Origin of the sequence: Azospirillum thiophilum (assembly GCF_001305595.1) — a bacterium.
GTDB classification, from domain to species: domain Bacteria; phylum Pseudomonadota; class Alphaproteobacteria; order Azospirillales; family Azospirillaceae; genus Azospirillum; species Azospirillum thiophilum.
Genome location: NZ_CP012402.1, coordinates 455,001 through 469,426 on the forward strand (window position 1 = coordinate 455,001; position 14,426 = coordinate 469,426).

Sequence of the window (14,426 nt, forward strand, 5' to 3'; positions counted from 1 at the left end):
ACAAAGAGTGTGAGAAACACTCTCGCCGAAAGTCCAAGGGTTCCTGCGCAAGGTTAATCCACGCAGGGTGAGCCGGCCCCTAAGGCGAGGCCGAAAGGCGTAGTCGATGGGAACCACGTTAATAGTCGTGGGCCTGGCGGAGGTGACGGATTGGAAAGCGTGTATGTCCTTATCGGATTGGACATGCTGTGGACCGGTTCCAGGAAACAGCCCCGCCGTATAGACCGTACCCCAAACCGACACAGGTGGACAGGTAGAGTATACCCAGGCGCTTGAGAGAATGGTGTTGAAGGAACTCGGCAAATTGCCCTCGTAACTTCGGAAGAAGAGGGCCCCGTTGTGGCGCAAGCCATGGCGGGGGGCACAGACCAGGGGGTAGCGACTGTTTACTAAAAACACAGGGCTCTGCGAAGCCATACAAGGCGACGTATAGGGTCTGACGCCTGCCCGGTGCCGGAAGGTTAAGAGGAGGGGTGCAAGCTCTGAATTGAAGCCCCGGTAAACGGCGGCCGTAACTATAACGGTCCTAAGGTAGCGAAATTCCTTGTCGGGTAAGTTCCGACCTGCACGAATGGCGTAACGACTTCCCCGCTGTCTCCAACACCAACTCAGCGAAATTGAACTCTCCGTGAAGATGCGGAGTTCCCGCGGTCAGACGGAAAGACCCCGTGCACCTTTACTACAGCTTTGCAGTGGTGCTAGGGATCTCATGTGTAGGATAGGTGGGAGGCTTGGAAGCCTGGGCGCCAGCCCGGGTGGAGCCAACCTTGAAATACCACCCTTGAGATCTCTGGCATCTAACCGCGGCCCGTTACCCGGGTCCGGGACCCTGCATGGCGGGTAGTTTGACTGGGGCGGTCGCCTCCCAAAGTGTAACGGAGGCGCGCGATGGTGGGCTCAGAGCGGTCGGAAATCGCTCGTCGAGTGCAATGGCATAAGCCCGCCTGACTGCAAGACTGACAAGTCGAGCAGAGACGAAAGTCGGCCATAGTGATCCGGTGGCTCCACGTGGACGGGCCATCGCTCAACGGATAAAAGGTACGCCGGGGATAACAGGCTGATGACTCCCAAGAGTCCATATCGACGGAGTCGTTTGGCACCTCGATGTCGGCTCATCACATCCTGGGGCTGGAGCAGGTCCCAAGGGTTCGGCTGTTCGCCGATTAAAGTGGTACGTGAGCTGGGTTTAGAACGTCGTGAGACAGTTCGGTCCCTATCTGCCGTGGGTGTAGGAGTTTTGCGAGGATCTGTCCCTAGTACGAGAGGACCGGGATGGACATACCTCTGGTGCACCGGTTGTCACGCCAGTGGCATGGCCGGGTAGCTAAGTATGGACGGGATAACCGCTGAAAGCATCTAAGCGGGAAACCCACCTCTAAACAAGAGCTCCCTTGAGAGCCGTGACAGACCATCACGTCGATAGGAGGCATGTGGACGGGCGGTGACGCTCGAAGCTAAGCCTTACTAATCGCTCGATCGGCTTGATCTCGACCCCACACAACCGCGCCATGCGCAGCGGCAAGCCTGCTCAACAGCGGACTTGACCAATGCGAGGCCGTTCGATACATACCCTCGTCACTTGCACGATAGATTGCGAAGCGTTCCGGAACGCTGCAGGGCCAGAGACGATAAGTCAAAGGACAAAGCAGCGGGCGTCGGTCTTGTGCCTCGGTGACCTGGTGGTCATGGCGAGGTGTCAAACACCCGATCCCATCCCGAACTCGGCCGTGAAAAGCCTCTGCGCCGATGGTACTGCGTCTTAAGACGTGGGAGAGTAGGTCGCCGCCAGGTCGCTCAGGCACAGGAGACGCAAAACCAGAACGCTCCGCAATCTCTCTTCACGAATTCCAGGTCCATCGATCAGACATCCGCGGGGTGGAGCAGCCCGGTAGCTCGTCAGGCTCATAACCTGAAGGCCGCAGGTTCAAATCCTGCCCCCGCAACCAACGATGCTTGCGATCCTCGATCGCAGACAAGCCCGGTCTCCCCACGGAGGCCGGGCTTCTTCGTGTTGGCGGCGAAGCTCAGCATCGCCGCCAGATCGCCGCGCAGCACGATCGCCAGCCCGTTGCCGTCCGGCTGCAGGGTGATCTGGTTGACCAGACCGCGGAGGATGTTGGCCGCTTCAGCCTTGGTTTCCTCGGACTGCAGGCGCTCGTGCAGAGCCGCGATCCGTTGCCTGTACACTTCGGCCATGTTCGGGTGCAGAAGGGGAGGGGGCTCGGTCGCGCTCGCCAACATGCCGGTGAGTTCCGCCTTGCGTGCTTCCAGCTTTCCGATCTTATCCTTGAGCTGGCTACCGGGCACTCCATCGAGAATGGCTTGGACCGCGCGATCCAGTTCCCTTTGAACCCGTTCCAACTCTTTGCGGCGGCCGGCGATCTCGGAGCTTTGCTCCATGCGCAGCCGGTTCATTTCGCGGGTGAATTCCTCGCAGAACTCCTTGAACAGCGCCGGCTCCATCAGGTGGGCGCGCAGCCCGTTCAGCACCGACGCCTCCAGAGAGTCCCGCCGGATGTTCCTCAAGTTGCCGCAGGTGCCCTTGTTGCGCGCAGCCGAGCAGCCGAGCAGATCCTTCGAAATCATGCTATAGCCGCCACCGCAGCAGCCACACTTCACCAGCCCAGCAAACAGATGCTTCGGTCGGCGGCGATCGGTCAGGATATTTCCATCAACCTCCTCGGTCTCCTCCGGGGTCAAGGCGAAGGCCTTCTGCCGGGCCTTGACCGCGTCCCAGAGGTCCTGGTCGACGATGCGCAGCTCAGGGACCTCCTGGATGACCCATTCGCTCTCGGGATTGAGCCGCGACACCCGCTTGCCGGTGTCAGGGTCCTTCACGTAGCGCAGCCGGTTCCAAATCAGCCGGCCGATATACAGCTCGTTGTTCAGGATGCCGGTGCCGCGTTTCGGGTTGCCATGGATCGTCGACGCTCCCCACGCGCTGCCCTGTGGGCCGGGCACGCCCTCGTCGTTCAGCTCCCAGGCGATCCGGCGCGAGGACGCGCCGCCGAGGTAGGCACTGAAGATGCGACGCACCACCGCGGCCTCGGCGGCATTGATCCGGCGGTCGCCGCGGGTCGCCTCACCGTTGGCGGCCGTCTGCTTGACCACCTCATAGCCGTAGCACAATCCGCCACCCGACTTCCCCTCTTCGACCCGGCCGCGCAGCCCGCGGCGTGTCTTGTCGGCGAGGTCCTTCAGATACAGCGCGCCCATCGTTCCTTTCAGGCCGATATGCAACTCGCTGACCTCGCCCTCCGACAGCGTCACGATGGCGACGCCGGCAAAACACATGCGCTTGTAGAAGCCGGCGATGTCCTCCTGGTCGCGCGACAGGCGGTCGAGGGATTCGGTCAGGATAACGTCGAACCGCCGCTTCAGCCCGTCGGCGATCAGATCCTGAACGCCGGGGCGTAAAAGTGAGGAGCCGGAGATGGCCCGGTCGGAATAGCTGTCGACGATGCGCCAGCCCTGCCGCTCGGCGTAACTCCGGCACAGGCGTAGCTGATCTTCGATGGAGGCGTCGCGCTGGTTGTCGGATGAGTAGCGGGCGTAGAGGGCAACCTTCATCGGGCGGCCTCCTCATGTGGGAGGACGGTGGTCGGCTCGGCCCTCCTCGATGCTGCGGGCGAACTCCCGGGCGGCCTGCCGGGCGAGCAGGCGGACCAGATCGACGAGACGCGGATCGGGCTTTGCGCCGGTGGCCGGGGCGTCGTCGGCCGCCTCGGCGACCAGGCGCAGCGTGTCGGCTGTCTTCCCCTTGGGCTTCGCCACAGCGGCCTCCCCATATCCCGACGGCTCGAACCGTCCACGGGCCAGGATGCCTGTTGCGGTTTGGCTGGGGGAGAAAAATATCGTTCTAGATCAATGTGATGGCAGAAGTCTTGGCGCATATCCGGATGGCTTGGCGTGCACTGGTGCAGAGGCGCGCATGTTGGCATAGCGCAGAAACTTATGCATTTCGCAGCTTGTCCAACGAGAGTGTGATCGGGCTGCGGAGAGATCATGGTTTCTGTCCGTTGAGAGCCGTCATGACCGAGGCGGTGAGCAGAAAGGCGCGCTCGGGGATGCGCGGGAAAGGCCGGAAGCCGAAGGAGTCGTAGAAGGCAGCGGCGTGCGCATCGTTGACCTCCGCGATGACGGCGATCAAGGGAAGGGTCTTGGCCGCTCCCAGAACACGGTGGATCGCATCCACCAGCAGTCTGGCACCAATGCCCTGACCATGCACGCGCAGATCCCGCGCCAGCGATCCGATCAGCGCGGCCGGTGCCGATCCGGGCCATGGCAGGAGGTGCGCCTGCGTCTGCGGCAGGTTTTCCAAAGCCAAGGTGATGAAGTTCAGACTGTAGACGCCGACCACGCCGAGCGTGTCGTCAACTGCGACGAACACCCGCGTCCCCTTGTGCGCATCGCGGTCAGCTCGCTGGCGGAACCAGTGGTCGAGATCGGCCTTCCCGCAGGCAAAGGTCCTGCGGTCGTGACGTGGGGAGAGGGGTTCGATGACGGGGCCCATGGGTTCAGCCCCGCTGGCGACCGTGCAGGGCGGCGACCAGCCGGTCGCTGGCTTCGGGGGGATTCTCGATAGCCTGCAGGAAGGCGTCGCGATCGGCACCGGCCAGCAACAGGCGCTGGTGATCGTCGAGCACCCGGCGGGCGCCTTCATAGGCGAGGTCGCCCGCCGTCAATCCGCTGACAGCCATGGCCTGCTGGATCAACTCCTTGGCGGATGGAGTGACGCGTAACTCCAACCGTTCCTTCTTGAGTTCTCGCGGTCCCCCATGGTCGGGAGATGCTGTGGGCATGAGCGGATCCTCCAGTTCAAAGCACCGTACGGTATATCGCCGTACAGTGCAAGAAAAGGTTGATCTGTTTTGGTTCATGGTCGCGCTCAAGTTCACGAATGGAAGCCTCCCTGACCAGGGAAAGCCAGAGGACGGAGTGGGGTTCGCGACGGGTTTGAAGGCCTGGAGGAGAGGCTTCCGGCCGGCCCGTCGCGGAGACCCGCCATGCCTCATGCCCTGCGAGACGCCCAGCCCGCTGCCGGGCGCGCCAGCCTCTATACAGAGATTACCGAACGGATCATTGCGGAGTTGGAGGCCGGGCGGCTGCCCTGGGTCCAGCCCTGGGGTAACTCGGAGGCCGCACCTTCCCTCGGCTTGCCGCGCAATGTGACCTCGGGCCGTACCTACAGCGGCGTCAATGTGCTGATCCTGTGGGGCGCCGTCTTCGCCGGCGGCTTCTCAGGCCAGGGCTGGCTGACCTATCGCCAGGCCCTGTCTATGGGCGGTAACGTTCGCCGGGGCGAGCGTGGCACCACCGTGGTCTATGCCGACCGCTTCATTCCCGACCGCGAGCGCCGCCGCGCCCAAGAGGCGGGCGACGAGGCCCAAGCGATCCATTTCCTGAAACGCTTCACCGTCTTCAACACCGACCAGTGTGAGGGCCTGCCGGAGGACATCGCCTCGGTGCCGCCGCCGATTGCGGCAGGACTGATCCTGCCGCGGGCCGAAGCGCTGATCCGCGCCAGCGGGGTCGATGTCCGTATTGGCGGAACCGGGGCCTTCTACAATCTCCAGCACGATTACGTTCAGGTGCCGCCTCCCCAGGCCTTTTTCGAGCCGGTGAACTGGCACCGCACCGCGCTGCACGAGCTGGGGCACAGCACCGGCCATCCCCGCCGATTGGGCCGCGACCTGTCCGGTGCCTTCGGCTCCCGCAAATATGCCTTCGAGGAGCTGGTGGCGGAGATCGCCTCGGCCTTTCTCTGCGCGGCACTCGGCATCGTGCCGACCGTCCGGCATGCGGACTATATCGGCGCCTGGCTGGAGGTGTTGCGCGAGGACGATCACGCCATCGTCCGGGCCGCCAGCCAAGCCAGCAGGGCAGCTGACCATTTGCTGGCCTGCCTGCCGGAAGATGCCACGGCTATTGACGATCGCCAGGCGGTGTGAAGGGCCGGCGCCTGTCCGCGACGCCATGCCCGGACGAGAGGACGAGGAGGGTGGGGATCGGGATGACGGGTGAGGAGGTCGGGAGAGAGGCTCCCGGCCGCCCGTCGTGGAGATCACCCCCATGGCCACGCCCAAGATCGTCCTCAGCGCCTCGCGCGACATTCCCTTCAACAAGCTGGTGCTGTCCCAGGCCAACGTCCGTAAGCTCAAGGCCGGCGTGTCGATCGAGCAGCTCGCCGAGGACATTGCCCGGCGCACCCTGCTGCAGGGGCTCACCGTCCGGCCGGTGTTCGACGCCGAGGGCAACGAGACTGGAGTCTATGAGGTGCCGGTCGGCGGCCGACGCTTCCGGGCGCTTGAGCTGCTGGTCAAGCAGAAGCGCATGGGCAAGACCCAGCCGGTGCCCTGCGTGGTGCACAGTGGTGGGCTCGCCGAGGAAGACTCCCTGGCGGAGAACCTGCAGCGCGAGCCGCTGCACCCGCTCGACCAGTTCCGCGCTTTCCAGACCCTGCGCGAGGCGGGGCTCGGCGAGGAGGAGATCGCCGCCCGCTTCTTCGTCACGCCGACGGTGGTGAAGCAGCGCCTCAAGCTCGCCGCCGTCGCCCCGGCGCTGCTCGACGCCTACGCCGAAGACCGCATGACGCTGGAGCAGCTGATGGCCTTCACCGTCACCGACGACCGGGCCAGGCAAGAGCAGGTGTGGGAGGCGCTGTCGCGCGCCTACAGCCGCGAGCCCTACCAGATCCGCCGGCTGCTGACTGAGGGGGCGGTGCGGGCATCCGACAAGCGGGCGCTGTTCGTCAGCGTCGAGGCCTACGAGGCGGCCGGCGGGGCGGTGATGCGCGACCTATTCCAGCACGATGACGGCGGCTGGCTGCAGGATCCGGCGCTGCTCGACCGACTTGTGGCGGAGAAGCTGGAGATGGAAGCCGCCACGGTGCAGGCGGAGGGCTGGAAGTGGGTGGAGGTGACTCTGGCCTTCCCCTACGGGCACAGCCGGGGTCTGCGTCGTCTGGCCGGCGAGCCGGTGCCGTTGACCGAAGCCGAGCAGGCGACCTACGACGCGCTGCACGCCGAGTACGAGCGGCTGGAGGCGAGCGAGCCGGCGGAAGCGGAGGAGCTGGATCGGGTGGCGCGGCGCCTCGCCGAGATCGACCTGGAACTGCGGAGGCTGGAGGAACGGCCGCTGGTCTTCGAGACCGCCGAGGTGGCACGAGCCGGGGTGTTCGTCAGCGTCGACGTCGAGGGCGGGCTCCAGGTCGATCGCGGCTACGTGCGCCCGGAGGACGAGGCGCCGGTCGAGCCGGTGGCTCCGGCCGGCGGCGAGGAGACGTCCGCCGACCCGACTAACGGCGGGGGTGGGGCGGTGGCCGCCCAGCCGGCTGCCATTGCCGGCGGTACGACCTCTGAGGACGACGAGGGGCTGCGGCCGCTGCCCGAGCGGCTGCTGATCGAGCTGAGCGTGCACCGCACCCTGGCGCTGCGCGACGCGTTGGCCAACGACCCCGACACCGCCTTCCTGGCGGCGTTGCACGCGCTGTGCCTGCGCACCTTCACCCAGCGTCCCGGTGCTTCCTGCCTGGAGCTGGAACTCAAGAGCGCCGGCTTCGGGGTGCAGCCACCCGACCTCGCCGTCAGTGCCGCGGCCCGGGCGATCAACGCCCGCCAGCGCTGCTGGAGCACCCAGTTGCCGAGCGAGCCCGAGGCGCTGTGGGAGACGCTGGTGGGGTTCGACGGCGACAGCCGGGCGGCCCTGTTCGCCCATTGCGTCTCCTTCGGCGTCAACGCCGTGCACGAGCCGTGGAATCGCGCGCCGCAGCGCGCCGCCCACGCCGACCTGCTAGCCGGGGCGGTCGGCCTCGACATGACGGCGGCCGGCTGGACGGCGACGGTGGACAGCTACCTTGGCCGGGTGCCGAAGGCGCGCATCTTGGAGGCGGTACGCGAGGCCTGCGGTCCGGAGGCGGCGCAGCTGATCGACCACTTGCGCAAGCCGGACAATGGCCAAGGAGGCCGAACGGCTGCTGGCCGGCAGCGGCTGGCTGCCCGAGACGCTGCGCCGGCCGTTGGAGCCAGTGGCCGGCGGCGATGCTGGCGCCGAGGGCGAGGTGGAGGGCGGCGATGTCTCCCTGCCGGCCTTCCTGACCGGCAGCGGGGAGGTTCCGGATGCTGGAGACGATGCGGACCGCACCGAGGCGGTCGCCGCGTGACCCGGAAGCTGCGGAGCGGCTCCGGCCGCTCCGCCTCCGTCCTCGTTTCTGGAGGTTCGTCATGACCGAGCCCTTCGTCACCATGGTTCTGCGTCTGCCGGCCGCCGCTCTCGCCCACGGCGTCCCGGTCCTCATGATCACAGCCGAGGCCGCCTTCGTCGTAATGCGGGCCCACGGTGAAGTGGCCTTTCCGGATCAGGGGACGCAGCGGGAACACGTCCTGCTGCACCTAGCCGAGGAGGAGGTTCGGGAGGAAATCCGCTCCGTGATCGATGCCGACGACACGCTGACCCGGCTGGCGCCGGAGATGGTCGGCGACGCCGACATCCACGCCGCCTGCCGGGCCGTGGCTTTGAGTATCGACCTCGGCGAAGAACACGGTGCCGCGCGGTTTCGGGCGGCGCTGGCCGCCATCCGCGCGGCGGAGCGCCGCCTCGGCTCCTCCACCTGATCCGTGCCCCTCACCTTCCTTGTTGAGCCTCGGTCGCCGCGCCGGGCTCCTGTCTTTTGGGAGAATCACCATGCCGATCCCCGATTTCGTGAAGGCGAATTTCGCGACGCTGCTGCGCGCTGCGGCGGCCGGCGACCTGGCGCTGGTGCAGGGCACCGACGCTTGCACTGGCGAGACCCGCTTCATTCTGTGCGCTGTCGCGCAACGCGGTGGCGAGGTGGTGCTCGCCCCCTTCGGGCATCTGGCGGACGGGAACCCCTATGAGCTTTACCACCCGCCGTTCGATCCCGGCGGCGGCTAGAGGGCGAGGGGGGCGGGGGCCCGAGTGAGCCGGAGCGGATCGAGAGAGCGTCCGCCGGCCGCTGGTCTCCCCGCTCTCCCGGAACCTTCTGTCATGACCCTGACCGCCGATCTCCGAACCGATGCCGCTATCCCCTGTTCTTCGTCCCCGGTGGACACCGCGGCGGCCCTGCTCGCCGCCGCGGAGCGGCTGCTGCCCAGTCTTGAACACGGCTGGGCCATCGACGCCGGCACGCTGCGCGCCGCGATGATCGCAGCCTTCGGCGGCTCCGACGCCGAAGGCGTCTGGAGCTGGAAGCTGGCCTACGACGCCGGCGAGGCGGCGCAGGTGCTGTTCCTGCGCCGCTTCGGTCCGGCCATGCAGGCGCGCTCCGCCAGCCCGGCGGCGTTCCTGGTCATGCTGGAGCGGCTGGCGGCGCTGCTGCCCAGCCAGACCCGCCGCTCCGAGGAGAGCCAGGCCCGGCAGCAGTTCTCCACCCCGCTGCCGCTGGCCAGCGTGGTGGCCGCCGCCGCCGCGCTCACCCCGGCCGACTGCGTGCTGGAGCCCTCCGCCGGCACCGGCCTGCTCGCCGTCTTTGCCGAACAGGCGGGGGCGGGTCTCGCCCTCAACGAGTTGGCGGACACCCGCACTGGCCTGCTGGAAAGGCTGTTTCCCGGTGTGCCGGTGGGCCGCTTCGATGCGGCCAACATCCACGACCACCTCGATCCTGCGGTCCGGCCGACGGTGGTGCTGATGAACCCGCCCTTCTCGTCCTTGGCCGCGGTGGAGGGCCGGGTGGCGGACACCGCGCTGCGGCACATCACCTCGGCGTTGGCCCGACTGGCCGAAGGTGGCCGCTTGGTTGCCATCACCGGCGCTGGGTTGTCTCCGGACCATCCGGTCTGGCGGGACGCCTTCACCCGCCTGCAGGAGCGGGGCCGCATCGTGTTCTCCGCCGCCATCGACGGGAAGGTCTACGCCCGCCACGGCACAACCGTGGACACCCGGCTCACCGTCATCGACCGCGTCCCGGCCGAGAACCCGGCGGTCTTCCCGGCCTCGTTGAGCACAGCCCCCGATGCCGCCACGTTGCTGGATTGGGTCCGGCACGGCGTGCCGCCGCGCGCTTCCGTTTCCGCGTCGGCAACGGCACCGTTGCCGGTGCTGGCCCGTCCCACAGTGGCCAGGCCCGTACGCCGGGCGGCGGCTGTGCCGATGGTGTGCACGCCAGCATCGGGCCCGGCGGTCGCCGAGTTGGAATACGAGCCGCGCGACTGGGCGCCGGAGGCCGGAGGCCGCCTCACCGCCGCGCTCTACGAGCCCTACGCACTGCAATCCATCGCCATCCCCGGCGTCCGGCCGCACCCGACGCCGCTGGTGCAGTCCGCCGCCATGGCCGCGGTCGCCCCGCCCAAGCCCCGCTATCGCCCGCACCTGCCCGCTGCCCTGGTGACCGGAGGCGTCCTCTCCGACGCCCAGCTGGAAAGCGTCATCCTCGCCGGCGAGGCGCACGCCGGTCATCTCGCTGGCAGCTGGACGGTGGACGACAGCTTCGACGTCGTCTCGGCGGCGCCGGATGATGCCGAGGACGCGGTGCGCTTCCGCCGCGGCTGGTTCCTCGGCGACGGCACCGGCGCCGGCAAGGGCCGGCAGGTCGCCGGCATCCTCCTCGACAACTGGCTCAAGGGCCGCCAGCGGGCGCTGTGGATCAGCAAGTCCGACACTCTGATCGAGGATGCCCGGCGCGACTGGTCGGCCCTTGGCCAGGAGCCCCTGCTGGTCACCCCGCTATCCCGCTTCCGCCCCGGCGTGCCGATTGCCCTGGAGCGCGGCATCCTCTTCACCACCTACGCCACCCTGCGCGGCGACGGCGGCGAGGGGGCGGTGTCTCGTGTCCAGCAGATCGTCGACTGGCTCGGCCGTGACTTCGACGGCGTGATTGTCTTCGACGAGTCTCACGCGTTGCGCAATGCCGGTGGCACTGCCGGCTTCGGTCGTGAGGGCAGCGCCGTTGTTGCGTCCCAGCAGGGGCGTGCCGGGCTGCGCCTCCAGCACGCCCTGCCGGACGCCCGCGTGCTGTACGTTTCGGCCACCGGCGCCACCACGGTCCAAAACCTCGCCTACGCCCAGCGCCTCGGCCTGTGGGGTGGGGCGGACTTCCCCTTCGCCACCCGCGCCGAGTTCGTCCAGGCCATCGAGGCCGGCGGCGTCGCCGCCATGGAGGTGCTGGCCCGCGACCTCAAGGCCCTCGGCCTCTACGCCGCCCGCTCGCTGTCCTTCGAAGGGGTCCGCTATGAGATGGTCGAGCACCGGCTGACGCCGGGACAGATCGCCATCTACGACGCCTATGCCGCTGCTTTCCAGGTCATCCATACCAACCTGACCGCAGCGCTGGAAGCCGCCAACGTCACCGGGGCCGGCGGCACCCTGAACCGCGCCGCCAAGGCCGCCGCCCGCTCCGCCTTCGAGGGCGCCAAGCAAAGGTTTTTCAACCATCTGATCTCGGCGATGAAAACGCCGACCGTGCTCAAGTCCATCGAACGTGACCTTGCCGCGGGCCACGCCGTGGTGGTGCAGCTCGTCTCCACCGGCGAGGCCCTGATGGAACGCCGCCTGTCCGATATCCCTACCGAGGAGTGGGGCGCCCTGACGATCGACGTTACACCGCGCGAGCTCGTCCTCGAGTACCTTGCCCACTCCTTCCCGACCCAGCTGCACGAACCCTTCACCGACGGTGACGGCACCCTGTCGTCGCGGCCGGTGTGGCGGGACGGCCAGCCGGTGCTGTGCCGCGAGGCGGTGGAGCGGCGCGCCCGCATGATCGAGCGGCTGGCCGCCCTGGAGCCGGTGCCGGGGGCGCTCGATCAGATCGTCCAGCGTTTCGGCGCCGAGATGGTCGCCGAGGTCACCGGCCGCTCGCGGCGCATCGTGCGCAAGACCGATCGTGGCGGGGACGAGCGGCTGGCGGTGGAGAGCCGCCCCGGCTCGGCCAACCTCGCCGAAACCCAGGCCTTCCTCGACGACGAGAAGCGCATCCTGGTCTTCTCCGACGCCGGCGGCACCGGCCGCAGCTACCACGCCGATCTCGGGGCGAAGAACCAACGGCTGCGGTTGCACTACCTGCTGGAGGCGGGGTGGAAGGCCGACGCCGCCATTCAGGGACTGGGCCGTTCCAACCGCACCAACCAGGCGCAGCCGCCGCTGTTCCGCCTGGTCGCCACCGACGTGCTGGCGGAGAAGCGCTTCCTCTCCACCATCGCCCGCCGGCTCGACACGCTGGGCGCCATCACCCGCGGCCAGCGCCAGACCGGCGGTCAGGGCCTGTTCCGCGCCGACGACAATCTGGAATCCGTCTACGCCCGTGCCGCCCTGCGCCAGCTCTACGGGCTGCTGCACGCCGGCAAGGTCGAAGGCTGTTCGCTGGGGGACTTCGAGGCGGCGACCGGCTTGGCGCTGTGTGACCGCGACGGCGGCCTGCGTGAGGAGCTGCCGCCGATCACCACCTTCCTCAACCGGCTGCTGGCGCTGACCATCGGCTTGCAGAACACGCTGTTCACCGTGTTCGAGCAGCTCCTCGCCGCGAAGATCGAAGGCGCCATCGCCTCGGGCACCTACGACCGCGGCGTCGAGACGCTGGTGGCCCACAGCTTCACGGTGACGAACCGGCGCACCCTCTACACCCACCCGGCGACGGGGGCGGAGACCCGGCTGTTCACGCTCGCCCGGCGCGACCGCAACCGGCCGATGGGTCTGGAGGAAGCGCTGGAGAAAGGGGCCGGGCCGCAGGCGCGGCTGCTGGTCAACGCCCGCTCGGGCCGGGCGGCGGTGGCGGTGCCCGCCGCCGGGCTGATGCTGGACGACGGCACGGTGGAGCGCCGGGTGCGGCTGCTCCGCCCGCTGGAACGTCTAACGGTGACGGTGGCCGAACTGGCGCAGAGCCACTGGCGCCCGGCCGAGCCGGAGGCCTTCGCCGCCGCCTGGGAGATGGAGGCCGCGGCGGTGCCGGAGTTCGCCACCAGCACCCTGCATCTGGTGACCGGGCTGCTGCTGCCGGTGTGGCGGCATCTGCCGGACATGAACCTGCGGGTGGTGCGGTTGCAGACCGACGACGGCGAACGGATCATCGGCCGGGTGGTGGCGCCGGACGCCCTGGCCGAGGTGGAACGCAATTTCGGTGCCGGCGAGAGTGCAGTGCCGATGCCATCGGCGGAGCGAGCCTGGACCCTGGTGCTGGAGGGGCGGGCGGTGCTGCATCTGGCCGACGGGTTGCGGCTGCGCCGGGTCACGGTGATGGGCACCCATCGGATCGAGCTGTCCGGCTTCAGCGAGGGGATGGTGGAGCGGCTGAAGGCGCTGGGGCTGATGTCCGAGATCATCGCCTGGACGCTGCGCCTGTTCGTGCCAGTGGGCGAGCGCGGACCGGCGGTGTTCGCCGCCCTGCTGGCCCGCCACCCGCTGCTCCGTGTTGTCGACCGGACGGGGCCGTGACGGGCCGGCGCCATGTCCGTTGCATCGGAGATGGCGCAGCGCCTCGCGCGGGAGGCCGAGGCGGTGTGCCGCCACTACCTGCCGCACGGGCGGCAGGAGGGGCGTTACTGGCGGGTCGGTGACATTCACGGCACCCCAGGGGAGAGTCTCTACGTTCGGCTGCACGGGACTGCCGCGGGCCGATGGGCCGACGCTGCCACCAGCGAGCACGGCGACCTGCTCGACCTCATCGGGCTTAACCGCGGTCTCGGCCGGCTGGCCGACGTGCTCGACGAGGCCCGTGTCTTCCTCGGTTCACCGCGGGCGCCGCCGGAGCTGCGGTGGCAGCCTCCAGCCCCCATCGGATCGCCGGAAGCCGCCCGCCGCCTGTTCGCCCGCTCCCGGCCGCTCGCCGGCACGCTGGCAGAAGCGTATCTGCGCAACCGCGGCAATTCGGATGTCCGTAAATGCGGTTCCCTGCGCTTCCAGCCGCGCTGCTGGTTCCGCGACGCCGATGACCGGCTTGCCGAAGGGCCGGCGCTGATCGCTGCGGTCACCGGTCTCGACGGCGGCCTCACCGGCGTGCAGCGCACCTGGCTCGCCCCGTCCGGCGGCGGCAAGGCGGCGATGCCCTCGCCGCGCCGGGCGCTGGGCCACCTGCTCGGCAACGGCGTCCGCTTCGGCGTGGCCCGCGACGTCCTGGCGGCGGGGGAGGGCGTCGAGACCATGCTGGCGCTGCGCACCGCCCTGCCGGCCCTGCCCATGGTCGCCGCGCTGTCGGCCGGCCACCTCGCCGCCCTGCGCCTGCCGCCGACGCTTCGCCGCCTCTACGTCGCCCGCGACAACGACGCTGCCGGACGCCGGGCGGTGGAGCGCTTGGGGATCCGGGCCGAGGCCCTCGGCATCGAGGCGCTGGTCCTGGCACCGGTGCTGGGCGACCTCAACGACGACCTGCTGGCGTTCGGACAGGTGGAGCTGCGAGCGCACCTGCGGGCTCAGCTCGCCCCGGAGGATGTAGCGCGCTTCTCGGCCGGCCATGATCGGTCATGGGGAGCCTGAGCCGCGGC

Annotated in this window: 10 protein-coding genes, 1 tRNA gene and 2 rRNA genes (1 of these 13 only partly in view); 9 read left to right on the forward strand and 4 right to left on the reverse strand. The window is 68.4% G+C overall.

Annotation, left to right across the window (positions count from 1 at the left end; translation table 11 throughout):
• The 3 genes from AL072_RS15865 to AL072_RS15875 all read left to right on the forward strand — a co-directional run.
• A 23S ribosomal RNA gene (locus tag AL072_RS15865) occupies positions 1-1,489 on the forward strand (it extends 1,274 nt beyond the left edge of the window).
• A gap of 186 nt (positions 1,490-1,675) precedes the next feature.
• Positions 1,676-1,791: ribosomal RNA gene (gene rrf, locus AL072_RS15870) — 5S ribosomal RNA — on the forward strand.
• Positions 1,792-1,869: 78 nt separating this feature from the next.
• Positions 1,870-1,946, forward strand: a tRNA-Met gene (locus AL072_RS15875).
• Here AL072_RS15875 and AL072_RS15880 read toward each other — a convergent pair.
• The 4 genes from AL072_RS15880 to AL072_RS15895 form a co-directional block, all read right to left on the reverse strand.
• Positions 1,903-3,570, reverse strand: a complete 1,668-nt coding sequence (locus tag AL072_RS15880) for a recombinase family protein (protein WP_082109087.1) — start codon at positions 3,568-3,570, stop codon at positions 1,903-1,905. The genes AL072_RS15875 and AL072_RS15880 overlap by 44 nt on opposite strands.
• Positions 3,571-3,582: 12 nt before the next feature.
• Entirely contained in the window at positions 3,583-3,774 is a 192-nt protein-coding gene (locus AL072_RS15885) for a hypothetical protein (RefSeq protein ID WP_045583226.1), read from the reverse strand.
• A 229-nt stretch (positions 3,775-4,003) separates the two neighbouring features.
• Entirely contained in the window at positions 4,004-4,513 is a 510-nt protein-coding gene (locus tag AL072_RS15890; RefSeq protein WP_045583225.1) for a GNAT family N-acetyltransferase, read from the reverse strand.
• Between the two features lie 4 nt (positions 4,514-4,517).
• Positions 4,518-4,802 carry a type II toxin-antitoxin system TacA family antitoxin gene (locus tag AL072_RS15895; RefSeq protein WP_082109056.1) on the reverse strand — a complete coding sequence of 95 codons (285 nt, stop codon included), beginning with the start codon at positions 4,800-4,802 and terminating at the stop codon, positions 4,518-4,520.
• Between the two features lie 204 nt (positions 4,803-5,006).
• Here AL072_RS15895 and AL072_RS15900 point away from each other — a divergent pair, with 204 nt between their 5' ends.
• The 6 genes from AL072_RS15900 (at position 5,007) to AL072_RS15925 (ending at position 14,418) form a co-directional block, all read left to right on the forward strand.
• A complete protein-coding gene (locus AL072_RS15900) occupies positions 5,007-5,951 on the forward strand; it encodes an ArdC family protein (protein ID WP_045583223.1) in 945 nt (314 codons plus the stop codon).
• A gap of 121 nt (positions 5,952-6,072) precedes the next feature.
• Entirely contained in the window at positions 6,073-8,226 is a 2,154-nt protein-coding gene (locus AL072_RS15905; RefSeq protein ID WP_425388603.1) for a ParB/RepB/Spo0J family partition protein, read from the forward strand.
• Entirely contained in the window at positions 8,223-8,612 is a 390-nt protein-coding gene (locus tag AL072_RS15910) for a hypothetical protein (RefSeq protein ID WP_144428256.1), read from the forward strand. Before AL072_RS15905 ends, AL072_RS15910 begins: the two co-directional genes overlap by 4 nt.
• A gap of 70 nt (positions 8,613-8,682) precedes the next feature.
• Positions 8,683-8,913 (forward strand): DUF6117 family protein, encoded by a 231-nt coding sequence (locus tag AL072_RS15915; RefSeq protein ID WP_045583222.1) that lies wholly within the window; start codon positions 8,683-8,685, stop codon positions 8,911-8,913.
• A gap of 93 nt (positions 8,914-9,006) precedes the next feature.
• Entirely contained in the window at positions 9,007-13,380 is a 4,374-nt protein-coding gene (locus AL072_RS15920) for a strawberry notch family protein (RefSeq protein ID WP_045583221.1), read from the forward strand.
• A 12-nt stretch (positions 13,381-13,392) separates the two neighbouring features.
• Positions 13,393-14,418, forward strand: a complete 1,026-nt coding sequence (locus tag AL072_RS15925; protein WP_045583220.1) for a DUF7146 domain-containing protein — start codon at positions 13,393-13,395, stop codon at positions 14,416-14,418.
• Positions 14,419-14,426: the final 8 nt, after the last annotated feature.

What these genes read in the sequence shown, in the direction of transcription:
- AL072_RS15880 (WP_082109087.1), bottom strand. Translation starts at nt 3,570, where the DNA reads ATGAAGGTTGCCCTCTACGCCCGCTACTCATCCGACAACCAGCGCGAC.
- AL072_RS15890 (WP_045583225.1), bottom strand. Translation starts at nt 4,513, where the DNA reads ATGGGCCCCGTCATCGAACCCCTCTCCCCACGTCACGACCGCAGGACC.
- AL072_RS15895 (WP_082109056.1), bottom strand. Translation starts at nt 4,802, where the DNA reads ATGCCCACAGCATCTCCCGACCATGGGGGACCGCGAGAACTCAAGAAG.
- AL072_RS15900 (WP_045583223.1), top strand. Translation starts at nt 5,007, where the DNA reads ATGCCTCATGCCCTGCGAGACGCCCAGCCCGCTGCCGGGCGCGCCAGC.
- AL072_RS15905 (WP_425388603.1), top strand. Translation starts at nt 6,073, where the DNA reads ATGGCCACGCCCAAGATCGTCCTCAGCGCCTCGCGCGACATTCCCTTC.
- AL072_RS15910 (WP_144428256.1), top strand. Translation starts at nt 8,223, where the DNA reads ATGACCGAGCCCTTCGTCACCATGGTTCTGCGTCTGCCGGCCGCCGCT.
- AL072_RS15915 (WP_045583222.1), top strand. Translation starts at nt 8,683, where the DNA reads ATGCCGATCCCCGATTTCGTGAAGGCGAATTTCGCGACGCTGCTGCGC.
- AL072_RS15920 (WP_045583221.1), top strand. Translation starts at nt 9,007, where the DNA reads ATGACCCTGACCGCCGATCTCCGAACCGATGCCGCTATCCCCTGTTCT.
- AL072_RS15925 (WP_045583220.1), top strand. Translation starts at nt 13,393, where the DNA reads ATGTCCGTTGCATCGGAGATGGCGCAGCGCCTCGCGCGGGAGGCCGAG.